The sequence below is a fragment of the Streptomyces sp. AK010 genome (genome assembly GCF_014207295.1).
GTDB lineage: Bacteria > Actinomycetota > Actinomycetes > Streptomycetales > Streptomycetaceae > Streptomyces > Streptomyces massasporeus.
In genome coordinates this window covers 134,729-150,976 of record NZ_JACHCX010000005.1, presented here as the reverse complement: position 1 = coordinate 150,976, position 16,248 = coordinate 134,729, and the positions used below count along the sequence as shown (strand labels likewise).

Sequence of the window (16,248 nt, the reverse complement as noted above, 5' to 3'; positions counted from 1 at the left end):
GGCTGCCCCATGCCACCGGTTTGATCGATCAGAGATCGTTTCCGCAGGTCAGATTAGGTTCACCTAAGTGACGCAGGGCACCGTGGTGCGCGGCACACGTGGCTTGCCCGGTCCGGAGGAATTACGCAACAATGGCGTTGTGAAAAACGTCGGCGAGGCACCTCACGAGGAGCTGGCGACCGGGGAGCGGTCCACCCGCAACCGGGTCGCGCGGTCCGTCCTGGACCACGGCCCCTCGACCGTCGCCGAGCTCGCCGAGCGGCTGGGCCTCACCCAGGCGGCCGTGCGCCGGCATCTCGACGCCCTCACGGGCGACGGTGTCGTGGAGGCGCGCGAGCAGCGGGTGTACGGCGCGCGGACCCGCGGCCGGCCGGCCAAGGTGTTCGCCCTGACGGACTACGGCCGGGACGCCTTCGACCAGTCGTACGACGCGCTCGCGGCGGACGCCCTGCGCTGGATCGCCGACCGCGAGGGAGGCGACGAGGCGATCGCCGCCTTCGCCCGCGCCAGGATCGCCGCACAGGCGGGCACCTACCGCCGCGCGGTCGAGGGCGTCCCGCCCGAGAAGCGGGCCGAAGCGCTGGCCAAGGCTCTGAGTGCCGACGGGTACGCTGCTACGGCGCGCAGTGCGCCTCACCCGCAGAAGGGTGAGCAGCTCTGCCAGCACCACTGCCCGGTCGCCCACGTCGCCGAGCAGTTCCCGCAATTGTGCGAGGCGGAGACGGAATTCTTCGCCGAGCTGCTCGGTACGCACGTACAGCGGCTCGCCACCATCGCGCACGGCGACGGCGTCTGCACGACGTTCATCCCCAAGATTTCCCACAACGCATCTGCAAGCACGGCCGGGAGGAACCCCGCATGACTCTCCCCACGGAGACTGCCCACCCCGAGCTGGAGGGCCTGGGCAAGTACGAGTACGGCTGGGCCGACTCCGACACGGCCGGCGCCTCTGCCAAGCGCGGCATCGACGAGGACGTCGTCCGGGACATCTCCGCCAAGAAGAGCGAGCCGGAGTGGATGACCAAGCTCCGCCTCAAGGGCCTGCGCCTGTTCGAGAAGAAGCCCATGCCGAACTGGGGCTCCGACCTCAGCGGCATCGACTTCGACAACATCAAGTACTTCGTGCGTTCCACGGAGAAGCAGGCGGAGTCCTGGGAGGACCTGCCCGAGGACATCAAGAACACGTACGACAAGCTCGGCATCCCCGAGGCGGAGAAGCAGCGCCTCGTCGCCGGTGTCGCCGCTCAGTACGAGTCGGAGGTCGTCTACCACCAGATCCGTGAGGACCTGGAGGAGCAGGGCGTCATCTTCCTCGACACCGACACCGCGCTGAAGGAGCACCCGGAGCTCTTCAAGGAGTACTTCGGGACGGTCATCCCCGTCGGCGACAACAAGTTCGCGTCGCTGAACTCCGCCGTGTGGTCGGGCGGCTCCTTCATCTACGTGCCGCCGGGCGTCCACGTGGAGATCCCGCTGCAGGCCTACTTCCGTATCAACACGGAGAACATGGGCCAGTTCGAGCGGACCCTGATCATCGTCGACGAGGGTGCCTACGTGCACTACGTCGAGGGCTGCACCGCCCCGATCTACAAGTCGGACTCGCTGCACTCCGCGGTCGTCGAGATCATCGTCAAGAAGAACGCCCGCTGCCGCTACACGACCATCCAGAACTGGTCGAACAACGTCTACAACCTGGTCACCAAGCGCGCCGTCGCCTACGAGGGCGCGACCATGGAGTGGGTCGACGGCAACATCGGCTCCAAGGTGACGATGAAGTACCCGGCCGTCTACCTGATGGGCGAGCACGCCAAGGGCGAGACCCTGTCCATCGCCTTCGCCGGCGAGGGCCAGCACCAGGACGCGGGCGCCAAGATGGTCCACATGGCGCCGAACACGTCGTCCAACATCGTCTCGAAGTCCGTCGCGCGCGGCGGCGGCCGCACCTCCTACCGCGGTCTGATCGAGATCGGCGAGGGCGCCCCGGGCTCCAAGTCGAACGTGCTGTGCGACGCGCTGCTCGTCGACACCATCTCCCGTTCGGACACCTACCCCTACGTGGACGTCCGCGAGGACGACGTGTCCATGGGCCACGAGGCGACCGTCTCCAAGGTCTCCGAGGACCAGCTCTTCTACCTGATGAGCCGCGGCATGACCGAGTTCGAGGCCATGGCGATGATCGTGCGCGGCTTCGTCGAGCCCATCGCCAAGGAGCTCCCCATGGAGTACGCGCTGGAGCTCAACCGGCTGATCGAGCTGCAGATGGAGGGCGCGGTCGGCTGACCCGCCCCCTCGACAGCAGACGTCCCCCTCAGGAAAGAGAGCACTACGACAGCCATGGCTGAGGCCCAGAACATCCCCGTGGGATCCACCACCGCGGGCTCGATCGCGGTCGCCGCGGAGTCGACCGTCGCCACGCGCATGAGCGCGCCCCCCTCCTTCGACGTGGCGGACTTCCCCGTCCCCCACGGCCGTGAGGAGGAGTGGCGGTTCACCCCGCTGGAGCGCCTGCGCGGCCTGCACGACGGCACCGCCGTCGCGAACGGCAACGGTGTGAAGGTCGACGTCCAGGCCCCCGAGGGCGTCACCGTCGAGGCCGTCGGCCGCGACGACGCGCGACTCGGCAAGGCCGGCACCCCGGTCGACCGCGTCGCCGCCCAGGCCTACTCGGCGTTCGAGAAGGCCGGAGTCGTGAGCGTCCCCAAGGAGACCGTCCTCACCGAGCCCATCCGCATCTCGGTGCACGGCGAGGGCGGCACCGCCTTCGGCCACCAGGTGATCGAACTGGGCGCGTTCGCCGAGGCCGTCGTGGTCATCGACCACACCGGCGACGCGGTGCTCGCCGCGAACGTCGAATACCTCCTGGGCGACGGCGCCAAGCTCACCGTCGTCTCCGTCCAGGACTGGGACGGCAAGGCCGTCCACGTCGCGCAGCACAACGCGCTCGTGGGCCGCGACGCCTCCTTCAAGTCGGTCGTCGTCACCTTCGGCGGCGACGTCGTCCGACTGCACCCGCGCGTGCAGTACGCCGGTCCCGGCGGCGAGGCCGAGCTGTTCGGCCTGTACTTCACCGACCAGGGCCAGCACCAGGAGCACCGCCTCCTGGTCGACCACAACGTCCCGCACTGCAAGTCCAACGTCGTCTACAAGGGCGCGCTCCAGGGCGAGGACGCGCACGCGGTGTGGATCGGCGACGTGCTCATCGAGGCCAAGGCCGAGGGCACGGACACGTACGAGATGAACCGCAACCTGGTCCTCACGGACGGGGCGCGCGTGGACTCCGTACCGAACCTCGAGATCGAGACCGGCGAGATCGTCGGCGCCGGCCACGCCTCGGCGACCGGCCGCTTCGACGACGAGCAGCTCTTCTACCTCATGGCCCGCGGCATCCAGGAGCAGGACGCCCGCCGGCTGGTGGTCCGCGGCTTCTTCGCCGAGCTGGTCCAGCAGATCGGCCTCCCCGACATCGAGGAGCGCCTGATCGCCAAGATCGAGGAGGAGCTGGAGGCGGCGGTCGCATGACCTTCGTACGCGCCTGTGGACTGAGCGAGCTGGAGGAGGACACCCCGAAACGGGTGGAACTCGACGGCACGCCCCTGTCCATCGTGCAGACCGAGGGCGAGGTGTTCGCGATCCACGACATCTGCTCGCACGCCAACGTCTCCCTGTCGGAGGGCGAGGTCGACGACTGTCACATCGAGTGCTGGCTGCACGGCTCGCGCTTCGACCTCCGTTCCGGCAAGCCCGACGCCCTTCCGGCGACGCGCCCCGTCCCCGTTTACCCCGTACAGATCGATGGGGACGACGTGCTCGTCTCCCTCACCCAGGAGTCCTGAGGCATCCATGGCAACGCTTGAAATCCGAGACCTGCACGTCACCGTCGAGGCCGACAACGCCACGAAGGAGATCCTCAAGGGCGTCGACCTCACCGTGAAGCAGGGCGAGACGCACGCCATCATGGGCCCCAACGGCTCCGGCAAGTCGACTCTCGCCTACTCCCTCGCGGGTCACCCGAAGTACACGATCACCAGCGGCACCGTCACCCTCGACGGCGAGGACGTCCTGGAGATGTCCGTCGACGAGCGTGCCCGCGCCGGCCTGTTCCTCGCGATGCAGTACCCGGTCGAGGTCCCGGGTGTCTCCGTGTCGAACTTCCTGCGCACCTCCGCCACCGCCGTCCGCGGCGAGGCCCCCAAGCTGCGCACCTGGGTCAAGGAGGTCAAGGAGGCCATGGAGCGCCTCAACATGGACCCCGCCTTCGCCGAGCGCAACGTCAACGAGGGCTTCTCCGGCGGTGAGAAGAAGCGCCACGAGATCCTCCAGCTGGAGCTCCTCAAGCCGAAGATGGCGATCCTCGACGAGACCGACTCCGGTCTGGACGTCGACGCCCTGCGCGTCGTGTCGGAGGGCGTGAACCGCGTCCGCGAGACGGGCGAGGTCGGCACGCTGCTGATCACGCACTACACGCGCATCCTCCGCTACATCAAGCCCGACCACGTGCACGTGTTCTCCGGCGGCCGGATCGTCGAGTCCGGCGGCGCCGAGCTCGCCGACAAGCTGGAGAACGAGGGCTACGAGGCCTACGCGAAGCACGACGGAGTCGACACGAAGGGTGGCGCATCCGCGTGACATTGCTGCCGGGCCTCCTCGACACAGAGGCGATCCGCAAGGACTTCCCCATCCTGGACCGTCAGGTCCACGAAGGCCGGAAGCTCGTGTACCTGGACAACGCGGCGACCAGCCAGAAGCCGCGCCAGGTGCTGGACGCTTTGAGCGAGTACTACGAGCGCTACAACGCCAACGTCCACCGCGGTGTGCATGTGCTCGCCGAGGAGGCCACGGCGCTGTACGAAGGTGCGCGCGACAAGGTCGCGGAGTTCATCAACGCGCCGAGCCGTGACGAGGTGATCTTCACCAAGAACGCCTCGGAGTCGCTCAACCTCGTGGCGAACATGCTGGGCTGGGCCGACGAGCCCTACCGCGTGGACTCCGAGACCGAGATCGTCATCACGGAGATGGAGCACCACTCCAACATCGTGCCGTGGCAGCTGCTCGCGCAGCGCACGGGCGCGAAGCTGAAGTGGTTCGGCCTGACCGACGACGGCCGTCTCGACCTGTCGAACATCGACCAGGTCATCACGGAGAAGACGAAGATCGTGTCCTTCGTGCTGGTCTCCAACATCCTCGGCACGCAGAACCCGGTCGAGGCGATCGTGCGCCGCGCCCAGGAGGTCGGTGCGCTGGTGTGCATCGACGCCTCCCAGGCCGCGCCGCACATGCCGCTGGACGTACAGGCCCTGCAGGCCGACTTCGTGGCCTTCACCGGCCACAAGATGTGCGGCCCGACCGGCATCGGTGTCCTCTGGGGCCGCCAGGAGCTGCTGGAGGACCTGCCTCCCTTCCTCGGCGGCGGCGAGATGATCGAGACGGTGTCCATGCACTCCTCGACCTACGCCCCGGCGCCCCACAAGTTCGAGGCGGGCACGCCCCCGATCGCCCAGGCGGTCGGTCTCGGCGCGGCGATCGACTACCTCAACTCGATCGGCATGGACAAGATCCTCGCCCACGAGCACGCCCTCACCGAGTACGCGGTGAAGCGGTTCGCGGAGGTCCCCGACCTGCGCATCATCGGCCCGACCACGGCAGAGGACCGCGGCGCGGCGATCAGCTTCACCCTCGGGGACATCCACCCGCACGACGTGGGCCAGGTCCTCGACGAGCAGGGCATCGCGGTCCGGGTCGGCCACCACTGCGCACGGCCGGTCTGCCTGCGGTACGGAATTCCTGCGACCACGCGAGCGTCGTTCTATCTGTACTCCACGCCGGCCGAGATCGACGCACTGGTCGACGGCTTGGAGCACGTACGGAACTTCTTCGGCTGAGGGGCGTGCTGAACGGTGAAACTGGACTCCATGTACCAGGAAGTCATCCTGGACCACTACAAGAACCCGCACGGGCGGGGCTTGCGGGATGGCGACGCCGAGGTGCACCACGTCAACCCGACGTGCGGTGACGAGATCACGCTGCGCGTGAAGTACGACGGCACCACGATCGAGGACGTCTCGTACGAGGGCCAGGGCTGTTCGATCAGCCAGGCGAGCGCGTCCGTACTGAACGACCTCCTCGTCGGCAAGGACCTCTCCGACGCGCGGCAGATCCAGGAGACCTTCCTGGAGCTGATGCAGTCCAAGGGGAAGCTCGAACCCGACGACGCGATGGAGGAGATCCTGGAGGACGCGGTCGCGTTCGCCGGGGTGTCCAAGTACCCGGCCCGGGTGAAGTGCGCCCTGCTGAGCTGGATGGCCTGGAAGGACGCGACGGCCCAGGTACTGGGCGGAGCCGACGCCGAGAAGGAGACGACGGCATGAGCGAGACCGTTGAGATGAAGCCGGCCTCGGAGGAAGAGGTCCGTGAGGCGCTGTACGACGTGGTCGACCCCGAGCTGGGCATCGACGTCGTCAACCTCGGCCTGATCTACGGCATTCACATCGACGACGCGAACATCGCGACGCTCGACATGACCCTGACGTCGGCGGCCTGCCCGCTGACGGACGTCATCGAGGACCAGGCGAAGTCCGCCACGGACGGCCTCGTGAGCGAGCTGCGGATCAACTGGGTCTGGATGCCCCCGTGGGGCCCCGACAAGATCACGGACGACGGGCGCGAGCAGCTGCGGGCTCTCGGCTTCAACGTCTGAGATCCACCGACGCACGTGAGGGCGGCACCCGGACCTGGTGCCGCCCTCACGCATGTGCTCAGTCCAGCCCGGACACGATCTGGAAGGACGCGTCCGCGTAGAACTGGTGACCGTTGTCGAAGGGGTCCAGGCGGAGCTGGAAGTTGCGGTGGCGCAGGTAGCGGCCCGGGTAGTTGACCGACTCCAGCGTGAGCGTTCCCGACCGGGACCAGACGCGGGGGCAGAAGGTGGCGTCCTGGCGGAAGAGGGACGAGCCGTCGTCGGTGTTGGCGACCAGGACGAAGCTGCGGTGGCGGAGGTAGCGGCCGTCCGCGGTGGTGAAGGAGTAGCAGGAGGAGTCGGAGAGGCCGGCGACGCGCTGGAAGGTGGCGTCCTCGCGCTGCTCGGGGTCCGATCCGATCTGGTCGAGGCGCACATAGCCGTCGCGCACCCGCCAGTAGCGGTCGGAGAAGTTGACCGAGCGTATGGATATGCCGTGCGTGGACGGGGGCTTCGGCTGCTTCGAGGGGGTCGGGGACGTCTGCGGTGGCTTCGGGACCTTCTTCCCGGGCTTCGGACTCGGGGAGGCGCTCGAAGCGCTGGTGCTGAGGGTGGGGGACGGCTCGGCGCGGTCGGCGCCGGCCTTCTCGGCGCCGCCCTTGGACGGGGTCGCGAAGGAGATCAGGCCTCCCGGTGCCGAACTGCTCAGGGTGGTCGGCTCCGCCGCCCGGTTGTCCTGCTCACCGGACTCCCGGTCCATCACGGCGATGGCCGTGACGCACGCGGTGATCGTGGCCAGAGCCAGCGTGCCCGCGAGCCAGAGCCGTCGCGTGCCCGGTGCCCGGGTGGTGTCCGGGGCCCAGCCGCTCTCCCAGGGGCGGTCCTGCGGCGGCCGGGACTTCTGTTCTGACATGCGCTGTTCCTCCGGCGGGGCGCCCTTGACGGCGGCGCAGTTGTGGTGGCCCGGTGTGTGATCGGTGGACACCGTAGTGGACTGGTGGGGCGCCTGTGACTCATTTGGTGAGAGCGGTTTCTCTCCGATATCCAAGGCGCCGTTGTGTACGGGTGTACACGTAGTGTGTACGCTCGTACATATGGGATATCTGCTGCTGGCCGGGGCCATAGCCGCCGAAGTCGGTGCGACCACCGCCATGAAGTACAGCGACGGCTTCAGCAGGCTCGGACCGTCGCTGCTCACGGTCCTCGGCTACGTCGTCTCCTTCGCGCTGCTCGCGCAGACCCTGAAGACCGTCTCGGTCGGCACGGCCTACGCCATCTGGGCCGGAGTCGGCACCGCCGCCATCGCCACGATCGGGATCGCGTTCATGGGCGAGGGCATGACCGTCGCCAAGGCCGCCGGCATCGCGCTGATCATCGTCGGGGTCGTGGTGCTGAACCTGGGCGGAGCCCACTGATGGCCCGGCGCTACGACCCCGAGCGGCGCCAGCGGATCATCGACGCGGCGATCCGGGTCGTCGGAGCGAAGGGGATCGCCGGGCTGAGCCACCGCAGTGCGGCCGCCGAGGCCGATGTGCCGCTCGGCTCGACGACGTACCACTTCAAGACCCTCGACGAGCTGCTGGTCGCCGCGCTGCGGCAGGCCAACGAGGGCTTCGCCAAGGTGGTCGCCTCGCGCGGCGGCCTGGAGGCCCCGGGCACCGATCTGGCCGCCGAACTCGCCGCGTGGATGGGGGAGTGGCTCGCGGGCGACCGGACGGGGGTGGAGCTGGAGTACGAGCTGTACCTGGCCGCGCTGCGCCGGCCCGCCCTGCGGCCCGTCGCCGCCGAGTGGGCCGAGGGCGTCGCCGAGCTGCTGTCCCGGCACACGGATCCGGTGACCGCGCGGGCGCTGGTGGCGGTCGTCGACGGCATCTGCCTGCAGGTGCTGCTGACGGGGGTGCCGTATGACGAGGAGTACGCGCGGGGGGTGCTCGGGCGGGTGCTCGCGGGGGCGGGCGGGTGAGGGCGGGGTGCGTTCGGGCGTTCCGGGGTGAGCGCCCGTCCGGTGGGGCCGTCCGTGAGCGGGGCGTGCACGGGTCGGGCTGGGGGCGGGGCGTGCACGGGTCGGGCTGGGGCGGGGCGTGCACGGGTCGGGCTGGGGCGGGGCGTGCACGGGTCGGGCTGGGGCGGGGCGTGCACGGGTCGGGCTGGGGCGGGGCGCGCAGGGGTCGGGCTGGGGGCGAGGCGTACCCGGGCGGGGCCCGTACGGTCGGGCGTTCGTGAGTGAGTCGTGCCCCGGAGGCCATGGCCGGGGGGCATCCGCAGGGGGCGCTTCGAGGCGGGACCGGTCCGGCCGGGGCGTCCGCGAGCGGGGCGCCCCCGGATGGATGTCCGTGCTGTTGAGGGGGTCTTCGCCGGGGTGGATACCGCCCGTCCCGTGAGACGCCCCCGCACCGGTTCGCATCCATCGGCGTCCGCCGGTTAGGTTGCCCTCATGACCGACACGACTGCTCCTCGCACCACCGGCGCGGTGGCCGCCGGCCTCGCCACGATCGCCGCCGACGGCACCGTTCTCGACACCTGGTTCCCCGCGCCCGAGCTGGCCGGCCAGCCCGGCCCGTCCGGCACCGAGCGGCTGTCCGCCGAACGTGCCGCGGAGCTGCTCGGCGGTGGCGCGACCGCGGCGATCGGCCCGGACGCCCGCCGGGGCGTCGAGGTGGTCGCGGTCCGCACGGTCATCGCCTCGCTCGACGAGAAGCCGATCGACGCGCACGACGCCTACCTGCGCCTGCACCTGCTCTCCCACCGCCTGGTCAAGCCGCACGGGCAGAGCCTGGACGGCATCTTCGGCTTCCTCGCCAACGTCGCCTGGACCTCGCTCGGCCCGGTCGCCGTCGACGACCTCGAGAAGGTGCGGCTCAACGCCCGCGCCGAGGGCCTGCACCTTCAGGTGACCTCCGTCGACAAGTTCCCGCGCATGACGGACTACGTGGCCCCCAAGGGCGTCCGGATCGCCGACGCCGACCGGGTCCGCCTCGGCGCCCACCTCGCCGAGGGCACCACCGTGATGCACGAGGGCTTCGTCAACTTCAACGCCGGCACGCTCGGCACCTCGATGGTCGAGGGCCGCATCTCCGCCGGTGTCGTGATCGGCGACGGCTCGGACATCGGCGGCGGCGCCTCCACGATGGGCACCCTCTCCGGCGGCGGCAACGTCATCATCTCCATCGGCGAGCGCTGCCTGATCGGCGCCGAGGCGGGCGTGGGCATCGCCCTCGGCGACGAGTGCGTCGTCGAGGCCGGCCTCTATGTCACCGCCGGCACCCGCGTCACCATGCCCGACGGCCAGATCGTCAAGGCCCGCGAGCTGTCCGGAGCCTCCAACATCCTCTTCCGCCGCAACTCGGTCACCGGCACCGTTGAGGCCCGGCCGAACAACGCGGTGTGGGGCGGCCTGAACGAGATCCTCCACAGCCACAACTGACGGCCCCGGGCCTTCCCGTACGGGTGACCCGGCGTGACCTCGCGATGGTTTTGGCAGATGAACGGGTGGACGCAGTGTCCGATCAGACGCCGAACCGACGAGACGAGGACCGGGGTATGAGGAACAAGCGGGGACGGGCCGGGGCGGCCCGGCTGGCCGGGGTGGTCGCGGCGCTGGCGGTGTGTTGGCTCCCCGCGGGAGCCGCGCACGCCGACGAGACCAACACCGGCTCGCACAACGGCCACCGGGTCGGTCTGATCAACGTCAACGTCGGTCAGATCGACGACCCGGCGGAGGACGTGCTGGAGCACACGCTGCTGTTCGGTGACGGGTACGCCTGGAACTGAACGGGCGGAGCAGACAGGCCGGACGGGACGGCCCGTGCCGCAGGGGACTGCGGTGCGGGCCGTCCCGCTTGTGTTCTCCGGACTCCGTTTCCCGTTCTTGTATCCCGTCCTTCTTTCCCGCGTCTTGGGCCGGGGTGGAGGTCGGCGGGGGCGCGCACAACCCCGGCGCGTTCCTCAACTCCCGCCGGGACTTCGCGTTCACCCGCGACGGGCGTCTCGCCTGGTCCGCAATGCCCACCGAACCCGGCGAGAAGTTCTACGACTTCACCGGCAGGGAAGTGGCCCCGCCCGCGCTGGAACGGTACCGGGACTGGACCGTGGACGCGGGGGTGTCGCCCGACGGGCGGCTCAGTTCGCGGGGCGGAAGTGGAAGACGTCGTCCTTCGTCCTCGACGCCCGCACCGGGAAGCAGCGGGAGGTGCGCGGGCAGCAACTGCTCGCCTGGGCCGACGGGCACTCGCTCGTCGCCTGGGACATCGGCCGGGACGGGAACGAGTTCCACCAGCGGCTGGTCCTGGTGACCATCGGTGATGAGAAGACGATCCCGCTCAGCGACTTCCGGTCGCCCAAGGACAACACCAAGGGGCGGTGGGAGCCGGTCTTCGCGGAGCGGTGATCATCCGTCGGCCAGGTGTGCGTGGAGCGCGAGCAGTTCGTCGGTCGTGCCGCGGTCGGCGGGCCGAAGGGGGCTGCGGACCGGGCCCGCGGGGAGGGCCAGTTCGTCGAGGAGCGCCTTGACCGTGACGGTGCCCGGCAGGCCCGCCGACATGATCGCCTCGATGAGGGGGATCGCCTGCTGCTGCAGGCGGGCCGCCCGGGCCGTGTCGCCCGCGTCGAACGCGTCCAGGACCGCTCGCAGGTGGGTGGGGATCACGTTGGCGACCGTGCTGACGTAGCCCGTGCCGCCGACGGCGTACAGCGCGAGGTTGTGTTCGTCGCAGCCCGCGTAGTAAGCCAGGGCGGTGCGGGCCAGTACCTTCTGGGCGCCCAGGAAGTCCTGGGAGCAGTCCTTGACCGCGACGATCCTGGGGTGGTCGGCGAGGCGGAGGATCGTCTCCGGTTCGATGCGGATGCCGGTGCGGACCGGGATGTCGTAGAGCATGAGCGGGAGTTCGCAGGCGTCCGCGATCTCCCGGAAGTGGGCCTCGATCGCGTCCTGCGGGGGTCTGCTGTAGTACGGCGGCACCACCAGCAGGCCGTCCGCGCCCGCCTTCTCGGCCTCCCGGGCCAGTTCTGTGGTGTGCCGGGTGTCGGGGGTGCCGACGCCGGTGACGACCTGCGCCCGGTCGCCCACCGCCTCCTTCACGGCGGCCACGAGGGCCGACTTCTCGGCGTCCGTGGTGGTGGGGGACTCGCCCGTCGTGCCGGAGAGGACCAGGCCGTCGCAGCCGTTCGCCACGAGGTGGGTGGCGAGGTGCTGGGCGCCGTCGAGGTCCAGGGTTCCGGACGGGGTGAAGGGGGTGATCATGGCGCAGAGGGTGCGGCCGAGGAGGGGTGTGGGTGGCGGTTGTTGCGGTGATGGCGGTGATGGCGGTGTGGTCATGGGGGTAGTCTCGGCCCGAGATATGTGTAGCTCCACTTAATTTTACTACCGAGCGTTGGTAAGCAACGCTTCATGATTGACTCACGGTGCGTGTAGTCGTCTTCGCCGGGGTAGCCGCGGGGCCGTTCGGGTACTCGGGTGGTCCTGACTTCGGGAGGAGGCGGAACCGTGACCGGGACCATCGATCATCGGGCCGTGCACGACGAGCGCCGCTCCGTGGGTGAGCTCGTCGGGCAGGCCACGGAGCAGCTCTCCACGCTCATGCGGCAGGAAGTGGCCCTCGCCAAGGAGGAGCTGGCCGAGAAGGGGCGGCGTGCGGGGCGCGGCGGCGGGCTGCTCGGGGCGGCGGGCGCCGTCGCGTACGCCGGGCTGCTCGTTCTGTCCGGCGCGGGTGTCGCGGCGCTCTCGCTGGTGCTTTCGGTGTGGGCCGCGGCGCTGATCGTGACGGGGGTGCTGTTCGTGATCGCGGCCGTGCTGGCGGCGACCGGGCGGACGCAGCTGCGGCGGGCCACGCCGCCTACGCCCGAGCAGGCTCTCGGGAGTGTCAGGGCGGACGTGGAGGCGATCAAGGAGAGGGTGCATCGATGACGGACGCGACGGGTGGGGCGAAGGGGCCCGATGAGCTGCGGCGGCAGATCGAGCGGACCCGTAGTGAACTGGGCAACACGGTGGAGGAGTTGGCGGGGAAAGTGGACGTGAAGGGCCGTGCGTGGGCGCGGGCGGCTGATCTGCGGGACAAGGCCGGGGCGATGACGGTGCAGTTGCGGAGCAGCGCCGCGCAGGCGGGGCACTCCGTGCACGACAGGGCGACGCATACGGGGCCCCGGCCGGTGCAGACCGTGGTCCAGGCCGGGCTGCGACATCGCAAGCCGGTGCTGGTGGCCGGGGCGGCGGGGGCCGTGGTGGCTGTCGGGGTGTTGCGGTGGAGGCATGCGCACGGGCATCGCTGACGCCGGGTGGGGGTGGGTGTGCGTTTCGCCTGACCTCCGGGTGGGGGTGCGCGTGCGTTTCGCCTGACCTCCGGGTGGGGGTGCGCGTGCGTTTCGCCTTCGCGTGGGGTGTGGGTCGGGGCCGCGCCGGGGGGTGTCCGTCCTCGGAACGGCGCGATGGGGTGCCACACCGACTGACTGTTCGTTGACGCGCCAACCGCTGCGGGCGGACACCCCCCGACACGGCCCCTTCTCGCCGTACGCGGGTGCGGGAGGTCTCAGCTGCGGGCACGCGCTCCCGCCCAGCTGTGGGCACGCGCTGCCGCCCAGCTGCGGGCATGCGTGCCGCTGGGGGCGGCATGGGTGGGCGCAGCGGCACCCCGCTATGCCGGGCTGCGGACCCGCCCCGCCCCAGCTGTTGCGCCGAGTCGTTCGGTCGCCTCTTGACCTCAAGCTTGGTCGAGGTTGGAAGGTGGGGTGTGTTCGTGACCGGCGCTACGACTGGAGTGTTCATGAGCCGTCGAACCGAGCAGCACCCCGGCCTCGCCGACCCCCGCGTCGGTGCTCCCTTCTTCAGCACATGGCGGGTGGGCACCCCCGAGCGGCAGCGGCTGACGGTGGAGGCCGTCGGGCGTACCTGGGAGCGGCGGCCCTGGCCCGCCAGGGATCTGCTGGGGTATCACGTGTACGCGGGGCATGACGGGTCCACCCTGATGCACTACTCGCAGTGGACCGGCGAGCACGCCTACGAGTCGTTCGTGAAGGTCCACCGGCAGGAGCGCGTCGACGAGATCGACACCGCCGTACCGGGCATCGAGCGGGTCGGGCTCGGGCGGTACCGGAGGTACCGGAGCCGGGAGCGCGCCGTGGGAGATGCCAGGGTGCCGGGGCTGATCGTCACCGTGCGGGTCGACTTCGAGGCTGAGGAGCGCCGGGAGGAGTGGGTCGATCTCGTGGTGAAGGCCCTGGGCGACGACCCGGAGGGGCATGCCGGGCTGGTCTCCGCGCACTTCCACGTGAGTACGGATGGCGCGCACGTACTGAACTACGCGGAGTGGGAGAGTGCCGAAGCCTACGACCGGGTGCTGGCCGCCCCGTCGAGCGAGGCGTGGGAGCGGGTGCGCACGTATCCGGGGGTGAAGGGGAGGACCGGCAGCCGGTACCAGCACGCTCTGGGGCTGATTCCGGGTTGAGCATGCGTGGGGCCGGCCGGGAAAGCCCGGCCGGCCCCACGGGGTGTCACGGACGGAAGCGCAGGACCTGCGGGTCGTGGTCGCTGATCTGGTCGTTGAACTCCGCGTTGACGTGCACGCTGTCGTACTCGAAGTCGCAGTCGCGGCGGATCGACGGGCTGACCAGGATCTGGTCGAGCACCTGGCTGTTGCCCTGGTAGACGTACGAGTAACGCTCGCTGCGGGGGAGCGACTTGACCGCCGACCAGAGTTCGCCGCGGCCCTCGAGGAGCTGAGCGGTCTTCGAGAACTCGAAGTCGTTGATGTCGCCCAGCGCGATGACGTCCGCGTTCTTCTGGGTGTCGAGGATGTCCTTGACGAAGGCGTTCACCAGGGTGGCCTGCTGGTGGCGCTGCGTCTCGGAGCTGCGGGACGGCGGCTGGTACTGGGACGTCAGACCCTGGTCGCCGCCCTTGGAGTTGAAGTGGTTGGCGATCACGAAGACCGTGCGGCCGCGGAAGACGAACTCGCCGGCCAGCGGCTTGCGGCTCCTCTTCCAGGCCTCGTCGGCGGGGGCGATGCGGCCGGGGCTGAGAGTGAGGTGCGCCTTGCCGCGGATCTTCGTCACGGCGGTGGCCGTGGTGGCGTCGCCGCCGGGGCGATCCGCGAAGGAGACCCGCTCCGGGTTGAACAGGAAGGCCTGGCGGATGTTGCCGCCCGGCTCGCCGCCGTCGGTGTTGTCCGCCGGGTCGATCGAGCGCCAGTCGTACTTCGGGCCGCCGGCCGCGACGATCGCGTCGATCAGCTTGGTCAGCGTCTGGTCGGCGGCGACCGTGCCGTCGTTCTTCGCGCCGTTGTTGTCCTGGATCTCCTCCAGGGACACGATGTCGGGCGACTTCAGGTTGTGCACGATCGCCGAGGCGTGGGCGGCGAACGTGTCGTCGGTCGGGTCGAGGTTCTCGACGTTGTAGGTGGCGACCGCGAGTTCGGAGGAGCGCTGCTTGCGGGTCGTCTCGCGCTCAAGTCCCGCGCTCTTCAGGGTGCCGAGCTCGCTCGCGACCAGGGTGTAGCCGCCGAACTGGTTGTAGTCCAGGGGGCCCGCGGTGGTGCCGGCGAGGGTGTCGCCCACGTTCGCCTTGGGGAACTCCGCCGTCGCGCCGAGGGACTGGATCTGGAGGCGGCCCGAGTTCTGGTCGTCGTAGGAGCCGTAGACCGTGCCGCCGTGGCGGTTGCGGTTCTCGTGCGGCTTCACCGTCACCCAGAGCTCGGTGTACGGGTCGGTGGCGCCGACGACGCGGGTGTCGGTCACCCGTACGGACATGCCCTCCAGCGCCTCGTAGTAGTCCAGGGCGTACTTCGAGGGCTTCAGCGGGAGCGCGTTGACCGAGCCGTTCGCGGCGGTGTCGCCGGCCGGCGCGTAGGCGGCAGGGACCGAGCGCGAGGTGATCGCCGTGGCGGCCGGGAGCGCGTTGCCGCTGGAGACGACCGTGGTCGTCGGCTTGGTGATCTCCGTCAGCGACTGGTTGCCGGAGGTCGCGCCGCCGGGGACGTACTCCGCGACCGTGCCGGCGACCGTGACGGAGTCACCGACGGCGACCCCCTTCGGGCCCGAGCCGGTGAAGACGAAGACGCCCTCGCTGGTCGCGGGGTCGGCGTCCGGGTTCGGGTCCTGGATCCAGAAGCCGCGGGAGGAGCCGTAGGTCCGGATGCCGGTGACGATTCCGGCCACGTCCGTCACCTGCCGGCCGGCGTACGGGGACATCCGGGTGCTGCCCTGGATGTCGTGGATGCGGACCGACTCCGCGTGCGCGGGGCTGGTGAGGACGATCGTGGATGCCGCGGAACACGCGGCGGCGACGGTGAGCGCGGCGAGACGCGCGGACGACTTGCTCGGCAACGGAATTCCCTCCGGGGACGTGACAGGGCGCCGGGACGAGGGCGGACACGTGTGGAATGGCTGGCTGTCGCTACCTGTGGGGCGGATGCGATGACGCGCGTAGAGGGAGGGGACGGGCGGACCGGGTGGGGCCGGCCCGGTGAACAAGTGTCCGCCGACTTCTACGCGCGTCAATCTCCAGCCTGTTCATGTCACTTGTCAAGGTTTCGGCCATGTACGGCGTCTGACGGGGAGATGAAGTGGGCGGCATGGGTGGAAATCCG

At 69.9% G+C, this 16,248-nt stretch carries 19 protein-coding genes; 16 read left to right on the top strand and 3 right to left on the bottom strand.

Annotated elements, in window-relative coordinates; all coding sequences use genetic code 11:
- Positions 1–139 precede the first annotated feature (139 nt).
- The 8 genes from HDC93_RS39295 to HDC93_RS11780 are packed head-to-tail and all read left to right on the top strand — an operon-like array spanning position 140 to position 6,694.
- The gene (locus HDC93_RS39295; protein WP_185009933.1) at positions 140–862 is read left to right on the top strand and encodes an ArsR family transcriptional regulator; all 723 of its coding nucleotides are present in this window, start codon (positions 140–142) and stop codon (positions 860–862) included.
- Entirely contained in the window at positions 859–2,280 is a 1,422-nt protein-coding gene (gene sufB / locus HDC93_RS11810; protein ID WP_030852676.1) for a Fe-S cluster assembly protein SufB, read from the top strand. The genes HDC93_RS39295 and sufB overlap by 4 nt, the downstream gene beginning before the upstream one ends.
- A gap of 54 nt (positions 2,281–2,334) precedes the next feature.
- Positions 2,335–3,519 carry a Fe-S cluster assembly protein SufD gene (sufD, locus tag HDC93_RS11805; protein WP_185009931.1) on the top strand — a complete coding sequence of 395 codons (1,185 nt, stop codon included), beginning with the start codon at positions 2,335–2,337 and terminating at the stop codon, positions 3,517–3,519.
- Entirely contained in the window at positions 3,516–3,833 is a 318-nt protein-coding gene (locus tag HDC93_RS11800) for a non-heme iron oxygenase ferredoxin subunit (protein ID WP_185009929.1), read from the top strand. Before sufD ends, HDC93_RS11800 begins: the two co-directional genes overlap by 4 nt.
- Positions 3,834–3,840: 7 nt before the next feature.
- Complete coding sequence (sufC, locus tag HDC93_RS11795) at positions 3,841–4,626, top strand: Fe-S cluster assembly ATPase SufC (protein WP_185009927.1); 786 nt, start codon at positions 3,841–3,843, stop codon at positions 4,624–4,626.
- Positions 4,623–5,879 (top strand): cysteine desulfurase, encoded by a 1,257-nt coding sequence (locus HDC93_RS11790; RefSeq protein ID WP_185009925.1) that lies wholly within the window; start codon positions 4,623–4,625, stop codon positions 5,877–5,879. Before sufC ends, HDC93_RS11790 begins: the two co-directional genes overlap by 4 nt.
- A 15-nt stretch (positions 5,880–5,894) precedes the next feature.
- Positions 5,895–6,365, top strand: coding sequence for a Fe-S cluster assembly sulfur transfer protein SufU (gene sufU, locus HDC93_RS11785; RefSeq protein ID WP_185009923.1), 471 nt, complete (start codon positions 5,895–5,897; stop codon positions 6,363–6,365).
- A complete protein-coding gene (locus HDC93_RS11780) occupies positions 6,362–6,694 on the top strand; it encodes a metal-sulfur cluster assembly factor (RefSeq protein ID WP_028809645.1) in 333 nt (110 codons plus the stop codon). The genes sufU and HDC93_RS11780 overlap by 4 nt, the downstream gene beginning before the upstream one ends.
- Positions 6,695–6,752: 58 nt before the next feature.
- Here HDC93_RS11780 and HDC93_RS11775 read toward each other — a convergent pair whose 3' ends face one another.
- Positions 6,753–7,586 carry an AbfB domain-containing protein gene (locus HDC93_RS11775; protein ID WP_185009919.1) on the bottom strand — a complete coding sequence of 278 codons (834 nt, stop codon included), beginning with the start codon at positions 7,584–7,586 and terminating at the stop codon, positions 6,753–6,755.
- Positions 7,587–7,767: 181 nt separating this feature from the next.
- Here HDC93_RS11775 and HDC93_RS11770 point away from each other — a divergent pair, with 181 nt between their 5' ends.
- From HDC93_RS11770 to HDC93_RS11750, 5 genes are all read left to right on the top strand, one after another.
- Positions 7,768–8,088: a multidrug efflux SMR transporter gene (locus tag HDC93_RS11770; RefSeq protein WP_031105875.1), complete on the top strand. Its 321-nt coding sequence runs from the start codon at positions 7,768–7,770 to the stop codon at positions 8,086–8,088.
- Complete coding sequence (locus HDC93_RS11765; RefSeq protein ID WP_185009917.1) at positions 8,088–8,636, top strand: TetR/AcrR family transcriptional regulator; 549 nt, start codon at positions 8,088–8,090, stop codon at positions 8,634–8,636. Before HDC93_RS11770 ends, HDC93_RS11765 begins: the two co-directional genes overlap by 1 nt.
- A 471-nt stretch (positions 8,637–9,107) precedes the next feature.
- Positions 9,108–10,097, top strand: a complete 990-nt coding sequence (dapD, locus tag HDC93_RS11760) for a 2,3,4,5-tetrahydropyridine-2,6-dicarboxylate N-succinyltransferase (protein ID WP_185009915.1) — start codon at positions 9,108–9,110, stop codon at positions 10,095–10,097.
- Between the two features lie 116 nt (positions 10,098–10,213).
- On the top strand, positions 10,214–10,444 hold the full coding sequence (locus HDC93_RS11755; RefSeq protein WP_185009913.1) for a hypothetical protein: 231 nt from the start codon (positions 10,214–10,216) through the stop codon (positions 10,442–10,444).
- Positions 10,445–10,862: 418 nt separating this feature from the next.
- Positions 10,863–11,060, top strand: coding sequence for a hypothetical protein (locus HDC93_RS11750; RefSeq protein ID WP_185009911.1), 198 nt, complete (start codon positions 10,863–10,865; stop codon positions 11,058–11,060).
- Here the strand turns inward: HDC93_RS11750 and dapA are convergent, their stop codons facing one another.
- Complete coding sequence (dapA, locus tag HDC93_RS11745; protein ID WP_185009909.1) at positions 11,061–11,987, bottom strand: 4-hydroxy-tetrahydrodipicolinate synthase; 927 nt, start codon at positions 11,985–11,987, stop codon at positions 11,061–11,063. It lies immediately after the preceding gene.
- Between the two features lie 168 nt (positions 11,988–12,155).
- Here dapA and HDC93_RS11740 point away from each other — a divergent pair, with 168 nt between their 5' ends.
- From HDC93_RS11740 to HDC93_RS11730, 3 genes are all read left to right on the top strand, one after another.
- Complete coding sequence (locus HDC93_RS11740; protein ID WP_185009907.1) at positions 12,156–12,575, top strand: phage holin family protein; 420 nt, start codon at positions 12,156–12,158, stop codon at positions 12,573–12,575.
- The gene (locus HDC93_RS11735; protein WP_185009905.1) at positions 12,572–12,937 is read left to right on the top strand and encodes a DUF3618 domain-containing protein; all 366 of its coding nucleotides are present in this window, start codon (positions 12,572–12,574) and stop codon (positions 12,935–12,937) included. The genes HDC93_RS11740 and HDC93_RS11735 overlap by 4 nt, the downstream gene beginning before the upstream one ends.
- Before the next feature lie 491 nt (positions 12,938–13,428).
- Positions 13,429–14,109, top strand: coding sequence for an antibiotic biosynthesis monooxygenase (locus HDC93_RS11730; protein WP_185009903.1), 681 nt, complete (start codon positions 13,429–13,431; stop codon positions 14,107–14,109).
- A gap of 46 nt (positions 14,110–14,155) precedes the next feature.
- On the opposite strand, the gene HDC93_RS11725 is transcribed toward HDC93_RS11730, so the two are convergent.
- Positions 14,156–15,985: an endonuclease/exonuclease/phosphatase family protein gene (locus tag HDC93_RS11725; RefSeq protein WP_185009901.1), complete on the bottom strand. Its 1,830-nt coding sequence runs from the start codon at positions 15,983–15,985 to the stop codon at positions 14,156–14,158.
- Positions 15,986–16,248: the final 263 nt, after the last annotated feature.

Excerpts from the sequence above, each read along its gene's own strand:
- HDC93_RS11800 (WP_185009929.1), top strand. The coding sequence starts at position 3,516 with ATGACCTTCGTACGCGCCTGTGGACTGAGCGAGCTGGAGGAGGACACC.
- sufB (WP_030852676.1), top strand. The coding sequence starts at position 859 with ATGACTCTCCCCACGGAGACTGCCCACCCCGAGCTGGAGGGCCTGGGC.
- HDC93_RS11735 (WP_185009905.1), top strand. The coding sequence starts at position 12,572 with ATGACGGACGCGACGGGTGGGGCGAAGGGGCCCGATGAGCTGCGGCGG.
- HDC93_RS11765 (WP_185009917.1), top strand. The coding sequence starts at position 8,088 with ATGGCCCGGCGCTACGACCCCGAGCGGCGCCAGCGGATCATCGACGCG.
- HDC93_RS11755 (WP_185009913.1), top strand. The coding sequence starts at position 10,214 with ATGAGGAACAAGCGGGGACGGGCCGGGGCGGCCCGGCTGGCCGGGGTG.
- HDC93_RS11775 (WP_185009919.1), bottom strand. The coding sequence starts at position 7,586 with ATGTCAGAACAGAAGTCCCGGCCGCCGCAGGACCGCCCCTGGGAGAGC.
- HDC93_RS11780 (WP_028809645.1), top strand. The coding sequence starts at position 6,362 with ATGAGCGAGACCGTTGAGATGAAGCCGGCCTCGGAGGAAGAGGTCCGT.
- HDC93_RS11770 (WP_031105875.1), top strand. The coding sequence starts at position 7,768 with ATGGGATATCTGCTGCTGGCCGGGGCCATAGCCGCCGAAGTCGGTGCG.
- HDC93_RS11730 (WP_185009903.1), top strand. The coding sequence starts at position 13,429 with ATGAGCCGTCGAACCGAGCAGCACCCCGGCCTCGCCGACCCCCGCGTC.
- sufC (WP_185009927.1), top strand. The coding sequence starts at position 3,841 with ATGGCAACGCTTGAAATCCGAGACCTGCACGTCACCGTCGAGGCCGAC.
- dapA (WP_185009909.1), bottom strand. The coding sequence starts at position 11,987 with ATGACCACACCGCCATCACCGCCATCACCGCAACAACCGCCACCCACA.
- sufD (WP_185009931.1), top strand. The coding sequence starts at position 2,335 with ATGGCTGAGGCCCAGAACATCCCCGTGGGATCCACCACCGCGGGCTCG.
- dapD (WP_185009915.1), top strand. The coding sequence starts at position 9,108 with ATGACCGACACGACTGCTCCTCGCACCACCGGCGCGGTGGCCGCCGGC.